This is a genomic window from Bacillus sp. HY001 (assembly GCF_007558965.1).
GTDB lineage: Bacteria > Bacillota > Bacilli > Bacillales > Bacillaceae_G > Bacillus_A > Bacillus_A mobilis.
On sequence record NZ_VLTE01000072.1, the window covers coordinates 1 to 14,594 of the forward strand.

Sequence of the window (14,594 nt, forward strand, 5' to 3'; positions counted from 1 at the left end):
CCCCTAAACGGAAACGGTCTTGTCACTCTTCGATTTACTGGTTTTTCAATAACCCCAAAATTTGCCCAGGTAGGCAAACGCTTTTCCACATTCTTTACAGTGCCCGTTAATCCGTATTTTAGCGATAAAATGAAACATCCAATTAGTAAATATACGATAGATGAAAAATAGATAGATAGACTTATAACGATAATTGTAAGCAGCCAACCTATTAAAATAGAATTTCGCAAAGCAATATATTCCCGATTTCTTCTCAAAACAAACATTCCTTTCAAAATAAATTAGGGTATTTTTAAATGGAAAATATTTACATTTAAAAATAAGCATGATATGATACGTCTATATTAAATTTTGAAATAGCCTATAAAGGATTGTGATAGATATGTTAAAACTTGTAGTAGATAATACCGTAACAGAAACAGAACCAGAACCAAAAACAGATTCAGCTTTTTCTAACTTTTTCACCTGCAAAGACTGCGTATATTATCTTTCAAAATCAGATTCTTGCAGTCTACAATTAGCAGCTGATTCAAATAATCCCCTTATCCCTTATGAATGTGGGAACTTTGAAGAAACCTATGAAATTGGAACGGAAGATCCATTGAATTCACATATACATCAACGACTTCGTGAAGAAAAAGCGCAAATGTTAGCTGAAAATTATCCAGCACAACCTTCTATTGATCCGATTCATAAAGATGCAATGTGGTATGGAACAATAGATTTTGGTTGTTGGATTGTAAATGACTCAAAAAAACGCTTTACTCTTGCAGAACAAGTTCCTTTTAATAATAACTGCCCAGAAAAATATGCTTCTCCTTTCCCTTTACATGATCACGGAGCAAAAGAAGGCATCAGACACTATATGTGCTGGTATGTGAACGAAAAGGGCATAGGCGAATACCATCTACTTATTGGCGGTGTCATCATGAAAATTGCAGAAGGAGTTAGAAAACTTGGATTCAATGACTAATCACATCTATAAGAAAAGAATGTTAGAACATACAATAGTATTTACCCTGGTACACCTCGTACCAATTCTTATTTCAACCAGCATCATATATTTAGCCATGGAACTTTCTAATTCGGAGTGGCATATTTTGCTTAGTTATGAAGGGATATTTACAATTCTGTTCCTTATAACGAGGTTCCTAGTCTTTCAAACAAAGACAAGTATTCTTTCTATGAAACAATACGAGAAATGGTTTTCCGAGTTAAATATTATTTTAGTTTCCATTTTCCTTGTCAGTTTTGCAGGCATACCAGCTCTACTACAAGTTGTGTTCATTCTACAAATGGCACTCACTTTCTATCTGTTAGAGCGTAGTTGTCTGTATATCGAAAGATTGACAATACATAATCTCTATACAATACAAGAAATCATTTGCGACAAAAAACAACTAAAAATTGATCGAATTATTCCCTATAATGAGGAACACGGAACTCTTACCATTCAAACTAAAGATGAACAATATTTTTTATATAGAGCAGTGTATCTAAGTGGCATATTATCTCCTATAACTAAGGAAACATTTGCGGAATATGAAAGAAGTAACCTAATGGGTAGATAAAAGGTACTGAATTTAGATTCAGTACCTTTTCCATCTTTATATATGGTTCTTTACATATTAGCAAATAGCCATGGAGCGAGTACGGCTAACATACACAGCAAACAAGATCCTGTTATGACACGGTTAGACCAACGATAATACTCAGGCTGTTTCGTACTTTCATGAATCTTTCTTAAACGAATACCTGCAATTAACATAAATGGTGTGAAAATAAGTGCTGTTGCTTTAAACAGGTCTAAAAAATCCGTAAAGATGTTCATAAACGAAAATACATCGGAACTAAATAAGAAGTACACACTTAGTCTCATGGACATCATGCTAATAAATGAGAAAATCATACTCCCAGTCGCCCACTTCATCCATTGACCATTCTTTGTAATTAATGCCATAACCATGACAATAACGCCTAATACGAATGAAATAGAAAAGATATTTACTCCTACTTTAAAAGCCGGTGCATACATACCTTCAATCTTTTGTATGATTGATGAGCCAAATGAATCATCTTTCTCTGTTGCTTTTGCTCGATTGTTTAATCCCTTTTGAAAGGACGACGAAAGTTCGCTCCCTTTTCCTTCATTAAAACTTGGTTTTACAGAAGCTTGAGCCGCTTGTAAGGGTATAAGTAGTAAAATCATTAAAATAAGCGTACATAGGACTCCAATCATCCCTTTTTCTTGTTTCATCACACATCACCCGCTAATTTCGGTTTAACGCTTTTTAATTTGATTTGATTTCCTTCCGCAACATAATAAAGATCTGCTGCATAATAGATATTTGCTTTCGTATATGCTCCCATAATAGCATTCGCAATTTCTTCCTTCTCTACTGCAATGTATGTTTCATTTTCATTGTAAAATTCAATTTCAATTCGATTAATATTATTATTTAGTACTGTGATATGTAACTCTTTTAGGCTATCTAGACGATTTCCTAATCCACATACTAATTTAAATACTTTATTTGCAATTGTTGGTGGTTTAACATAAGTCGTATTAAAATGAAGAGTTTCATCATCTATCACACCATCTTCCTCAACTTCACACGTCATAATGAAAGAATGATTTTGCTTTTCGATTTCTTGTTGACTCAACTTACGATCAATGACATACTTCACGCTTGTTGACAGGTTTTCTATATATTCATCCAGTTCGGTATTTGAAATTTTAACCTCTGAGAATTCCGGAAAAATCATATAAGCATGTACATTTGAGCTACTTTTACTTACACGTAATACCTGAACTTGTTTCTTTTCATAGCGCACCGTTTGTTCTAATTTTTCTACTACATTGTTACTTAGGGAATTAATAATCATTTACATTCACCTTTCAAAATTGTTATTTTTTTAACTCATAAATATTTTTTACTTCATATAATCCTCATGTTTGGATTTAATCTATTTTAAGCATTGTAATATTGCGGAGAGTTCTCAGTTCTCCTGTTTTAAGATTATAATCACTTAATCTTAAACATTTTAATATTACAATGACGTACAATGTCTCATTATAGTCGAATATTCTTATATGGTGAATCATTCTGTCCCACTCATTTGTACAAAAATAAAAAAATGTTTTATCCTTGTACAAATGAGTGGAAAAATGCTGCATTCATACTATCTGTCTATAAAAATACAACTAGGAAATTAATTTATATATTCCCTAGTTGTCTATCACTCCATTCAACTAATGTATAAGAATACGGTGAATCAATTTGTAATTCTAAATACAACGGTTGATTTTCTGGTAAGATTTCTCCCTCTGTATGAATCCAATAACGCTTGTTATCCGACATATTCAGTACGCGTGTCAGTCCTTGTTCTCGTCTTATTACTTTTGCAGTCCACCCAACCCGATTCATATCTTCTACCTCTGATACTCCTTGTGGAAAAGGTAGATTCTGTTCTGTTTCTAGTGGGATTGGCAACTGTTTTAGTTCCGAAAACGTCTCCTCATATTTAAATACTTCCTCTGGTATATCCTCATCGCTCGGAAAAGGAATTCCATATTCTGCTTCAGAAGCAGGAGTATGATGAAATTCTTCAGCATACTCCACTTCTTTTGCAACTTCCTTGTCCTGCTCAAACGCTTTTTCTTCTTCGCCTACATTTATTCGAATAGATGTAGCAACTAAATCGTATATATTGGCTACATCCTTTTCTAAGGTAATCTCTTTCGTTGGAACAGTAACACGTTCTTGTTCCCTACCAATAGGTCTATTTTCTCTCGGACACCAATAAACAGGTCGTTCCACCGGTTCTGGCCCTTTTTCTTTTTTCTTCTCTTCTATCAACATGTTTCTTTTGGTTTTGCAAACTACATAAACCATATAGCAAATTAGTGCGATAAGAAGTTTCGTAAACATGACTTTCCCCTCTCGTTTAACCAAATAAATCAAACTCAAATTGTCCTTCAATTACTTTATTTTTTTGTTTTCCTTTTCCTTTCTTTTGAGAACCATCTACTTCCACAATCAATTCATCCCAGAGTGTAATGTCTTGTTTTTGTACAAGCATACGCTTATCGGCATTCAATGTTGTTAAAGTACGTATGATATCTTCTACATTCCCGTCAATTTCAAGTTTACGTTGCTTTACTACAACGCCAGGAACTTTTTCTTCTTGGATATATTCAACGGCTTTTTGCACAAATTTCGCATCTTCCATATACGATACGTCAAATGTACTCGGTAATGTTTTCACCCAGTTTGTAAATTGGATCTCAATTGATTCAAACACTGGTGTAATTACTTTACCGATATTTGCAAGTACTCGCTTAGATTCTTCCGATGCTGCCTGTGTCCACTCTTCTGTTGAACCTTTTAATTGATTCCCGCTTTTAATATTTTGGATTAATAACGTCTGAAGATCTCCTGTATCACCAAGCATTGCATTCAGTCCATCACTTGTTGCATCACCATTCATTGCTTCAGCAGCTTTATTCTTTTGGGCAATTAATTGCGCCATCTGTTCTTGGAATGTTTCTCGATATCCAAGATAGAAAGTTCTGCATTGCTTTGTTTGACCAATGCGCCAATGTCTTCTTGCAGCCTGATTTAATGTAAATAAGCTGAATGATAATTGGTAGAAAATTAATGTTGGCGTCGCCAGCAAGTCCAATCCTACCTTAACTAATTCTTGTGAACAGATGATAACATTCACACCGCTATTTACTTGCTCTTTTAACCATGCACTGCGCTTTGGCGGAGTAACTGTATTCGTACGAAGTATAGCTACTTTTGCCCCAGGCACTTGCTCTGCAACCTTTTGTAAACGAGGCTGAATGTCTCGTTCTTTCACTGTAGATCCTGTATCAGATACATAAATGATGGCTGGACGGCCTTCAGAGATTTCAGTATGCAATATTTCTTGCAGCTTCTTCTCCTTCGGCTGTATACAATCCTCATCAAATCTGAATTCTTCGTTGGACCAAACTAATTCTCTTTCCGCATTATCTAAGTGATAGTTTGGGTAGTGATTCATATTGTCTGGATACGAATTTCCTGTACGAATATAAGAGAGCCATAGTTTCCCAACATCTGGTGTACCTTTCGCCCCTTCAATCGCCTTCTCAAAAGATTCTTTCATATGCTCATAAGCCTGTTTTTGTTCTTCCGACATATCGACAAGAATCGTAGGTACATTAATTAACTCCACAGGATTTGGCCACACATCTTTTAAGCGCACATTAATGGTTGTATCCATTAAAAATTGGGTAAACACATAAGGTGAAATACCAGGTACGACCTTGGTTTTATCTAAATTACCTTGTGCTCCACGTGAAGCTATATTAGATGTGACCTCACCATCATGGTAATATGTTCTCTCGATATTTCCGTAGGTTTCATTCCATTCCATTAAAGAACTATATTCAAACCCACTTTTCACCATTTTTTGAGGGAACAGACGCCATAACGTATAGAATACGTCGCTTGCGCGCCCACCAAATAATGTACCTGTTCCAGCTACGACTTTCTTACAAACCCTTGCTAAACTTCCTAAAGCAGTTCCTTGTGCTGTTTCACTCTTTAATAGCGATAGGTAAGGTTTTGAAGTAATCTCCACCTTTTCCCCCGCTCCACACCGTACGTGAACCTTTCAGCTCATACGGCGTTCCCTCTAGTTTTATCTAATAGTAATTCTTTCGAGTTTACATAGCTTCCTGAGTTGGTTGATTTTCTCAATTTGTTTTGTGTGCAATCGTAATCTATTAACATACCTTAGTACGGTGCCTTCTAGTGATGCATGGATTAATGTATGGATATCTTTATGAACGATAATAAGATTCTGAAACTCATCTGTTCCACCAAGGAAAGTGGGTTTCTTATGATGACAGTGAACATCTCTAGCTTTAAGCGGTAATCCAGTAATAAAACATTTCCCTTTTTGTGCGGAATATTTGGATAGTCTATTGTCCATATATTCGATGCTTCTATTAGGAAGTCTGGATTTCATCAGCTCGGTAAGTTCTTTGTCCCAATCGAATACTTTTTCATCTGTATAGGGGTTAATGGACTGTGAATAATTTAGATTATTCTTTGTTGTAACCTGTCCTATAGGAAAAAGATATACACCTGCTACCCTGTATGTTTTACGTGTATTTTTGTAAAACTTTAGGTATGCCCCTTTCTCTGGAAGTTCATTGGGCTTGCCATACCATGCAATTTTTTTCAGTCGGTTGTTAAGAGTTCGTAAAACCCTATATTCAATGTCGCTCATATCCTTAACAATGTGAGTAGCATATTGGAAATTATTTTGGACTCCTAATACTACTGAATTGTAAAGATTTGCATTGCCGGCCGAAGGATGCTTTTGTATCTCATAGATTCTTTCTTTTAATTTCGTGATGATTTGTTTTTGTTTGTCATCATCTATATGCGAGAAGAATACCCTTTTGTTTCCCTTGATAGTAGATTTAAATTTATAACCTAAGAAGGAAGAAGACTTCTTTCGAAGATTAATAATTTTTGATTTATTTGGTGAGATTTCAAGCTTTAGTCTTTTATTTAAAAAATCAACTACTGCATGAAACCATTTAACCGCTGAATCGTGAGTGTTAGTCATGATTCTAAAATCATCTGCGTACCTCACTAAGAATCCTTCTTTAAGTTTAGAATTTCTTCTAAGGTTAACGTATTTGGAATAGTTGACGGAGTATTGGTACCTCGTTTCAAAGCATTCCCATTGATCGGCTACCCATTGGTCTAAGTCATTGAGGACAATGTTAGATAGCAGTGGTGAAAGAATTCCACCTTGGGGTACGCCTTTTGTTGGTATACCTTCTCCTTTAATCGGTGCTTTAAGCATTTTGCTAATTACAGCGATTACTCGTTTGTCTCTTATGCCAATATTCCAGACTTGTTTAAGAAGAATGGAGTGATTTACATTATCAAAGAAACCTTTTATATCAATATCAACCGTGTAGTGATATTTGTTGATATTTACTAATGTTTGAACTCTTGCAACCGCATGTCGTGTAGTACGTGTTGGCCTAAAACCATAAGAATGATTGTAGAATTTCCCTTCGCATATTGGTTCCAGAACGTTCAGGAACATTTGTTGGACGATTCTGTCTTGTATGCAAGGAATACCTAAAGGTCTTTTCCCTTTTGAGTAATTTTTATCTATCCATACACGTCTAACCGATTTTGGTTTGTAGTTTAACACTAGTTCTCTCATATAATGAATGAACTCATCTTGATTAGTATTAGCAAGATCCAAAATTGTTTTGTCATCAGTACCCGGGGTTTTTGAACCGGTGTTTGATTTAACTTGCCGATATGCTAATAAAATATTTTCATCCGAAATGACAATCTCTAGTAGGTTCTTGAAATTCTTAGTACCCTCACGACTTCTTTGGAATAAATCATTCTGTATTCCTGTGAAATCGTAGTATTGTTTATGTCGATTTGCTATCGCGCTCATTGGTGTAGAAATCAGCTCCTCTAAGTGATTTCCAACTCACCTTCTTACCCGAAATATGAGCTACAACTCTAACTCGAATTTCTATTGGTAAAACTAGACTTGGGCCTATCCCTCCACTATGTTTCCATAGCTTCAACGGTACTGTGACCCTACTTTCACAACCATAAACACATTTCGATTCGTTATTGAATCTTATAGTGAACTTCCCACTGATAGGTGTTTGGTATAGAAGTTGGCTGCTTACCACGTTCCAATATACCTAGCTTTACATATACCCTTAGATGGCTGCTTTACACCTGTGAGCCTTATAGTCTCTTTGTTGACTATGCCGATTTTCATAACGAATAATCTTACTCATCGGTATCTCACACTACATAAGTAGCAAGAAAGGTTTCCCATTCTTTAGTCCTATAGGCGCGTACATTCGCAGTCTTCGTCAGTTCCCCATGGAACATTCTCATCATAGGTATTTTATAGCGTCCCGGCCTATCTCTAACCATACCCTCTCTGTAAGAGTGGCTTTAGAATTAGATTCAGCCGACTTCACCTAGTTTCATACATAACGCAATGTATCTCTATCAAGATAAATGCATGTAGGAGTATTAGACTGTCAGTTTCAGCTCAACATGACGGCTTTCATTCCTGACATCGGTATATCAGTTGTACCTAAAATACTTTTAGGCCACCTATTTCGTATCAATTAAGCGACACTTATAAGGTAACGTGTCACACATTCGTGAACTTCATCAACGATAAGAGCATCAAAGAAGTGTTTCATTTTTCTACGAATATACTCAACAGTAGCTACCTTTCGATATGCTCTTCCTGATTGTTTCGCATCATATGGCTTCACACGATTCTCTAGCTCTAGTTGTTTTTGCAGCGGTTTATTTCCCTCTTTTATTGCTTGTACTAATTTATTTTCATATTTGGTCCAATCTTTAAAACTCGCATATTTCGTTTTTACTTTTGGACTCCAAATGTTTGAATTACAATCAGCACATACACTATTTTTATTTGTTTTCGAATCTAAGTCACTTGCTGTAAAATCTTTATACTGGCAGACTTCTTTCTGTTCACCATTAGCTTGTTGAACTATAATAGAAGACGTTTTTTTACGTAACTTAGCACCACAATCTGGACAATAGTATCCATTCTTATAATATCTTTGCACCTCTTCCTCCGATTTCTTGGAAAGTGCAATTTGCTTATAAGGTAATGGCATCTGTTTAATAGAATCCCCTCGCATTGTAGTAAAACTAATGACAAAGAAGGTTGGCTTTTCTGGTTTTGGTCTTCCTGCCTGGATCCAAGATTGATGAATGCGAATTAAATCCTCTGTACGTTTAATCAGATGTACATCTGCGTCTGGTATTAAGTGTCGTATTTCTTCTTTTGCCCACTTCTCAGTTAGAGTCGGTGGCACAAATACGCAGGTACGATATCCTTTTTGTCCTGTCAAATGGAAATATCCATCTACTGTCGCTGTCATAATTGCACTTTTTCCGCTCGACATTTCCCCCTGTATAATGATCCCTTTTTGTACTTGTAATGCTTTTGCTGCACCTGTTGCTACATGTGCCTGTACAGGGAATAATGGTCTTTGGTATGTATCAAAATGAGATAATGCCTGTTCTTTCATCGGTTGATGTAAAGGCTCATCTAATTTTGTTACTTTATCAAGCATGACAGGCGAATATTCCAATAGATATTCATTTAAATCATTAATTTCATTGATCTTTTCACCTGTACCCTCTTGCGGGAATTGACATTTTCCAGTACGTATCATTTCTGATAAAAACTCTTTACAATCCTCCTCTTTTAACGCTACCTGCGCAATAGATAGAGAAGTAAATTCATTTCTATCAAAATACACATTTAATGGTTGTAACAAATTTCTTGTTAACATCTCTTCATAAATTGGTTTCGCCCATTCTTCTAAAATTGGGAGACCATATGGAGGAGCCATTAAGAAATCTCTTACTTGCATTTCTGGTGCTTCATCAATTGCCACAATATACTTTTCTTCTAATTCTTTAGAAAACGCAATAATTGCCTTTTTTCTATTTACTGTTTGTGTATTTATAAACTCAAATTGCCCTTTCGAATTTACATTCATTTTTTTGCCTAATACATAATGTAATTCTTCTTTTTGCCCCTCTCCAAAATACAAACGACTAGTACCCATTGATATGGCTGCTCTGAATGACTTTAATGTACTGTCATTCGCACCTAACACTGCAAATTGCATTTGGTTGTTATGATTAACTGCCATAGCAAAGCAGAAAGCTGAATGTGAAGCAGTGCCTGTCTCCAATTGCAACATCGCTGGTGTTTGTTCCTGGTCAAATGTATCTTGTTGAATTATTTCTTGTAACATAAGTTTCCCTCCTAAAATAAAAAACGCATCTTATTCGATACGTTTCATGTCCTACTCATTCAATTTATTGGTTAAAAATCTATAAACTGTTTCCACTCTGGTAATGATTGTTCAGCCGCATGGAGCATATCACTGGCACCTTGAAAAACAGAGAATTGCTCTAATACTTCCAAAGATGTACCTGCACCTAATTGAGAAGCACATAAACAAATAACTGTAAGTACAATAGCAATACGAAATATACGATTGCTAAACTCCCATACAATGTATAGTGCTCCTATCCCTAACAGTACAGACATATCTCTCTTCCTTTCCTAGACAAGTTCTTTGACTTCACCAGTTGGTGTTGCGATGATAAATTTCGCGCGGCGTTTTTGTAATACAACTTCTTTCGTTGTTGTTTCCAGTTTCTCGAATGAAGTTTCAAAAAACACATTTTCAGAACCACGAACAGCATGGAGTGTATCACCTTCACCAAGCAATCCATCTGCCACACCCGTTATCAGCAATAGTCCTAATTGTCCAGAAGCAATTGGCATCTTTGCTCTCTCTGCAGCTGTTTTCTCAGCTTGAAGTGAGTAACCATTTCCTCTATTTAAGCGTTTCTTTAATGTTAAGATCCCCTCTGATTTACCTACACCTTCATAAGCATCTTTATAATCTACGCGAGATGTGAAAATTAATTTATTTTGATTTCGTAATGTAGGTATAGTCCAACTTTTACGATTCACCATTTGCGCTAATGTATTTACATGTTCTCTAACAAAATCTAGTTCTGACATATTCTCACAAAAATTAGCGAATCGATCGTTAAAATATGTATCATTTTTCGTAGCTGCACGCTTACGGCCAATAAAGACACATTGTTTAAATTGCTCAAATTCTTCATTTTCATCACCAAAACGCATTAACCCGATTTCCTCGTAATTCTTAGCTAAAAAGTAGCTAATTTCATCTCGAGCAAAACGATCGTATGGAATGACATACACCATAATGCCACCGTCTTGTAAATAATGGTGTGCACGCTTTAAGAAGTTAAACTCCATTTTCTCTGATTTCTTTTTTTCTGTCCGAAGCTCTGTATTATACGGTGGGTTTAAAAAGATAAGTGGAAAATAGTCATGACTAATCATCATACTTTCAAAGCTAGAGCGTATTACTACGTCTAATTGCTCTTTTGCTTTGTTATATCGATTTGCATCTAATTCCACACCATATGTATCAAGTTGTATACCAACTTGTTTCACCGCATCTGCAAAACTTCGTAAAATTGTACCTTCTCCACAACATGGATCAAAGCAAGCATAAGCTCGCTCTGATTCCATTTGTAATAACTGTATTAAATGATTCCCTTCTGTTAGTGGTGTTGGATAAAATCCCGCCGCTAAATCATTTCCTAAAATTGTCGATAGGTAAGTCTTTGAGGTTATCTCCAACTTTTCCCCCGATCCGCACGGTACGTGCCACTTTCACGGCATACCGCGGTCCACCTATATTGTAGTTTTCTTTTCATCTAATAATGATAAGCTCTAAGCAAACAACGCTAGTTGTTCATGTTCCATATCCACTTCATTTTGTGATTACATACAGATTTCCTCATTTTTGACTAATTTCCGCAATTTATTAAGTTTGCCTAACTGTTCCTCGTTGAGTTTTAATTTATTGAGGAATTGGTTTATGGTTTCTATATTGGTCGCGTGTATTAGTGTATGGACACTTGGCTTGATGATGGTAAGATTTTTGTAGCTGTCATCCCTTGTTTCACTCCATAATCGCTTATGGTGACAGTGGATGTCCCAAGGCGAGAGTTTCTCACCTGTTACACTGCATCTTCCTTTTTGTGCAATATAAAGAGAAATTCGATTATCATTGTATTCTATGGTTGCCCGTTCATTTATAACTGGGTTTTCTCTTAACCATTTCAGTTCCGCTTCGGTTATTTCTGCCAAGTTTTTGTGTATAAGGGCTCGTCCTTCTGCGGTGTATCTGTTAATAGATTGCTTTTTCATCATCGGTTTTTTGTGTTGAATATAGGAGATTGGTAAAATAGGACATTTCATGAGAAATCTCATCGCTTTTGACTTTAGGTATGGTTTAATACCTCTGTCTTTCCCTTTATATTTCCCTATATTCGTGTATCCGTTTGTGTTGCTTTTTCCTCTAATTTTTGACTTTGGGAATCTGTTATACATCATGTGACCAAGACTATGGTTCATTTTACTGAAATCCAGGGAAGCATGCGTTGCTATTTTATAATAGTTGTGCTTACCAATGACCATGCTGTTGTATATACTGATTCTCTTAATTGTTTCATTAGAGTTTGGGGTTCTCTGTATCCTTTTCACTTGTTTTGCTAAATCTTGTTTTGTTTTTTCCAGTGCTTTTGGAGAGATGTGTGTTACTGCAATGTATCGTGTGTTACCGTTCTTCTTACCTTTCTTTACAGCCTTAAGAGTGAAACCTAAGAATTCACTCTGTTGCTTTTTCAGATTGGTTACTTTAGACTTTTCGGTTGAGATAGGCAGTTTTAGACGTTCTTCTAACCACATTTGAGTTGCTTCGAAAATTTTCTCCGCATTCCTACGTGTATTTGTAAAGATTTTAAAATCATCTGCGTATCTTACGATATACATTGGTTTCATCTTGGATGTTTTGGATAGACAATATGTTACAGTGTCATTACTCCAAATCCCATCTTTCAATCTCGGCTTTACCTTCTTGGCTTTGAAAGTTTCCCATTGATTACTAATCCACCAGTCAAATTCGTTAAGGTTAACATTGGCGAGTAGTGGACTAAGGATACCACCTTGCGGGGTACCTTTGGTCGGAAATATCGTTTTGCCGTTAGGCAGTTGCACTGGCGCTTTCAATATTTTCCGGATAATGACTAGTAGTTGTTTGTCACGAATACCCAGTGTCCATAGTTGGCGCATGAGTTTGACGTGACTTACTTCGTCAAAGAATCCCTGAATGTCTATATCCACCACATATGTAAGGTTTTGCTGATTTACCCGTTTTGTTGCGTCTGCTATAGCATTTTCAGCACTTCTGTTTGGGCGAAATCCATGACTTCGGTTACAGAAGTGTGCTTCACAGATAGGCTCCATTACTTGTAAGATGCATTGTTGGATAATCCTATCCCACATACTTGGTATTCCCAGAGGTCTGGTTTTCCCATTGGGTTTCGGTATTTCCTTGCGCCTTACTTTCTGCGGTTGGTAGTTTTGAAAGCGTCTTTTTACTTCGTTCAAGAAATAGCTTTGTTCCATTCTCTCAATATCCTTAATGTTTACATTGTCACAAGCTGCTGTTTTACTCCCTTTGTTTCCTTTAATATTACGAAACGCGAGGAGTATATTTTCATCTGATATAATGATAGGCATTAAATTTTTAAAAGAATTTTTCTTTGTTGCCTTCTGGTATAAGTTATCTAAGAAAGTTTGGATACCGTAGTATTCGTTGTGTCTTAGTTTCTTATTCTTTGGCGTGGACTTAGTTCTATCATTCATGGTCTATCACCTACTCTCATATTGATTTGGTGACCTTTTGAGTCTTACCAGAATCCATGCAAGATTAGATGAAATTTCAGTTCCTACAAATAGGCTTGTGGCTGTTCCTCCAATTCCATTACAGAATCTTCAACGGTCGTGCCACTACTCTCACCACTATTAAGAATACTTCCCTCGGTTACCCGTTTCGTATTCAACTATATCCGCCGATAGAGTCATAGACCCAACGTTAGTGGCTTTCGACGTTCCGTTCAGACTATCGTTGTTTTAAAGATCTTTCAATCTCCGATTTAGGTGCTTGCTTTACCCCGTGTCTAGCTCCGTTGCCTGTAACAACGTTAGGATTGGTCACTATGCGATGTTTCCAATCCATTAGACAAGTCTTATTTTCAGACTCCGAATCATTTCTGACCCGTAAACCTATCGAGGTGTACATTCGCAAGTTCGTCAGTGTTTACACATTCTCACCTTGTCGGTTGACAGCATACGGTACTTAGTTAGTTCCAGCCGGTTTATTATTCCTGCTGGCTTTCGGTTATCCATATAGACACTACGAACCGTAACCGCATGTTTTACCCTGCTTCCAACATCTCACTCTGCCGAGTGTATGCAGTTGGGAATCTCACTGGGAGAGTTTCGGGGCGTTACTCCTTCATTCCTCTCACTCGCCTGAACAGTTATCCTACTCTTTATTGTTTTCGATGTTTCTACAATTAAGAATAGTCCTCGTTGTCGCCTATGCTCCCGCATTACTTACTCGAGAACGTCTCGCACCGCATAATCGTTCCCTCCAAGTTCTTTTTTTACAATAAAAAAAGGAAGATCCAAGTAAATACATCACTTAGTTCTTCCTTTTACCCTCTATAAACTACCTCGACTTTATTAAAAAGGTAGTTCTTCATCTGTAATCTCCGGTAGCTCATCCATACCAGCAAAAATATCATCCGGCTCTTGGGATTGTTTTCTTGTTTCCTGCTCTTTTGGATCATCTAATTCTGTCCAAATGCTATCTTTTTTCATTTTCATATCCCTCTATCTTTCTTATTTTTTAGGTTCATATACAACTTCTTCGTAATCGAAAAAATAATCTTTCAGCTTACGTAGGATTGTACGAAACTTCGGTTCAGCTACGATCTTTGTACCATGGTAAAAACTTTGTTGCCCGACAAAGCGCCATAAGATTACGTAGCCTTCTTTTGCTTCCTGTATGCCTT

13 protein-coding genes and 1 pseudogene are annotated in these 14,594 nt (G+C 36.4%); 2 read left to right on the forward strand and 12 right to left on the reverse strand.

What is annotated here, in order from left to right; genetic code table 11:
* The coding region (locus FOT98_RS26050; RefSeq protein ID WP_144291179.1) for a hypothetical protein at positions 1–257 on the reverse strand (257 nt) is incomplete at its 3' end.
* Positions 258–382: 125 nt separating this feature from the next.
* Between FOT98_RS26050 and FOT98_RS26055 the strand changes: the two genes are divergently transcribed.
* Complete coding sequence (locus FOT98_RS26055; RefSeq protein WP_000916415.1) at positions 383–973, forward strand: hypothetical protein; 591 nt, start codon at positions 383–385, stop codon at positions 971–973.
* Complete coding sequence (locus FOT98_RS33065) at positions 957–1,571, forward strand: hypothetical protein (protein ID WP_000377937.1); 615 nt, start codon at positions 957–959, stop codon at positions 1,569–1,571. The genes FOT98_RS26055 and FOT98_RS33065 overlap by 17 nt, the downstream gene beginning before the upstream one ends.
* A gap of 50 nt (positions 1,572–1,621) precedes the next feature.
* Here the strand turns inward: FOT98_RS33065 and FOT98_RS26065 are convergent, their stop codons facing one another.
* From FOT98_RS26065 to FOT98_RS33585, 11 genes and pseudogenes are all read right to left on the reverse strand, one after another.
* Positions 1,622–2,257: a hypothetical protein gene (locus tag FOT98_RS26065; protein ID WP_000806908.1), complete on the reverse strand. Its 636-nt coding sequence runs from the start codon at positions 2,255–2,257 to the stop codon at positions 1,622–1,624.
* Positions 2,257–2,886 (reverse strand): hypothetical protein, encoded by a 630-nt coding sequence (locus FOT98_RS26070; protein WP_000586356.1) that lies wholly within the window; start codon positions 2,884–2,886, stop codon positions 2,257–2,259. The genes FOT98_RS26065 and FOT98_RS26070 overlap by 1 nt, the downstream gene beginning before the upstream one ends.
* Positions 2,887–3,218: 332 nt before the next feature.
* Positions 3,219–3,932, reverse strand: coding sequence for a hypothetical protein (locus tag FOT98_RS26075; RefSeq protein WP_000494457.1), 714 nt, complete (start codon positions 3,930–3,932; stop codon positions 3,219–3,221).
* A gap of 16 nt (positions 3,933–3,948) precedes the next feature.
* Positions 3,949–5,631, reverse strand: a complete 1,683-nt coding sequence (locus tag FOT98_RS26080; protein ID WP_089603464.1) for a DEAD/DEAH box helicase — start codon at positions 5,629–5,631, stop codon at positions 3,949–3,951.
* Positions 5,632–5,691: 60 nt separating this feature from the next.
* Entirely contained in the window at positions 5,692–7,491 is a 1,800-nt protein-coding gene (ltrA, locus tag FOT98_RS26085) for a group II intron reverse transcriptase/maturase (protein WP_001272778.1), read from the reverse strand.
* A 700-nt stretch (positions 7,492–8,191) separates the two neighbouring features.
* Positions 8,192–9,871, reverse strand: a complete 1,680-nt coding sequence (locus tag FOT98_RS26090; protein WP_061129934.1) for a DEAD/DEAH box helicase family protein — start codon at positions 9,869–9,871, stop codon at positions 8,192–8,194.
* A 71-nt stretch (positions 9,872–9,942) separates the two neighbouring features.
* Positions 9,943–10,170 carry a hypothetical protein gene (locus FOT98_RS26095; RefSeq protein WP_000114818.1) on the reverse strand — a complete coding sequence of 76 codons (228 nt, stop codon included), beginning with the start codon at positions 10,168–10,170 and terminating at the stop codon, positions 9,943–9,945.
* Positions 10,171–10,185: 15 nt separating this feature from the next.
* Entirely contained in the window at positions 10,186–11,307 is a 1,122-nt protein-coding gene (locus FOT98_RS26100; protein ID WP_000406895.1) for a DUF6094 domain-containing protein, read from the reverse strand.
* Between the two features lie 144 nt (positions 11,308–11,451).
* Positions 11,452–13,380 (reverse strand): group II intron reverse transcriptase/maturase, encoded by a 1,929-nt coding sequence (gene ltrA, locus FOT98_RS26105; RefSeq protein WP_000999901.1) that lies wholly within the window; start codon positions 13,378–13,380, stop codon positions 11,452–11,454.
* Between the two features lie 882 nt (positions 13,381–14,262).
* On the reverse strand, positions 14,263–14,400 hold the full coding sequence (locus FOT98_RS32575; protein WP_000711095.1) for a hypothetical protein: 138 nt from the start codon (positions 14,398–14,400) through the stop codon (positions 14,263–14,265).
* 21 nt (positions 14,401–14,421) lie between these two features.
* A pseudogene (locus FOT98_RS33585) lies at positions 14,422–14,594 on the reverse strand (DUF6018 family natural product bioysynthesis protein); the annotation flags it as partial.

Coding starts and splice junctions, on each gene's coding strand:
- FOT98_RS26055 (WP_000916415.1), top strand. CDS start 383: ATGTTAAAACTTGTAGTAGATAATACCGTAACAGAAACAGAACCAGAA.
- FOT98_RS26065 (WP_000806908.1), bottom strand. CDS start 2,257: ATGAAACAAGAAAAAGGGATGATTGGAGTCCTATGTACGCTTATTTTA.
- FOT98_RS26070 (WP_000586356.1), bottom strand. CDS start 2,886: ATGATTATTAATTCCCTAAGTAACAATGTAGTAGAAAAATTAGAACAA.
- FOT98_RS26075 (WP_000494457.1), bottom strand. CDS start 3,932: ATGTTTACGAAACTTCTTATCGCACTAATTTGCTATATGGTTTATGTA.
- ltrA (WP_001272778.1), bottom strand. CDS start 7,491: ATGAGCGCGATAGCAAATCGACATAAACAATACTACGATTTCACAGGA.
- FOT98_RS26090 (WP_061129934.1), bottom strand. CDS start 9,871: ATGTTACAAGAAATAATTCAACAAGATACATTTGACCAGGAACAAACA.
- FOT98_RS26095 (WP_000114818.1), bottom strand. CDS start 10,170: ATGTCTGTACTGTTAGGGATAGGAGCACTATACATTGTATGGGAGTTT.
- ltrA (WP_000999901.1), bottom strand. CDS start 13,380: ATGAATGATAGAACTAAGTCCACGCCAAAGAATAAGAAACTAAGACAC.
- FOT98_RS32575 (WP_000711095.1), bottom strand. CDS start 14,400: ATGAAAAAAGATAGCATTTGGACAGAATTAGATGATCCAAAAGAGCAG.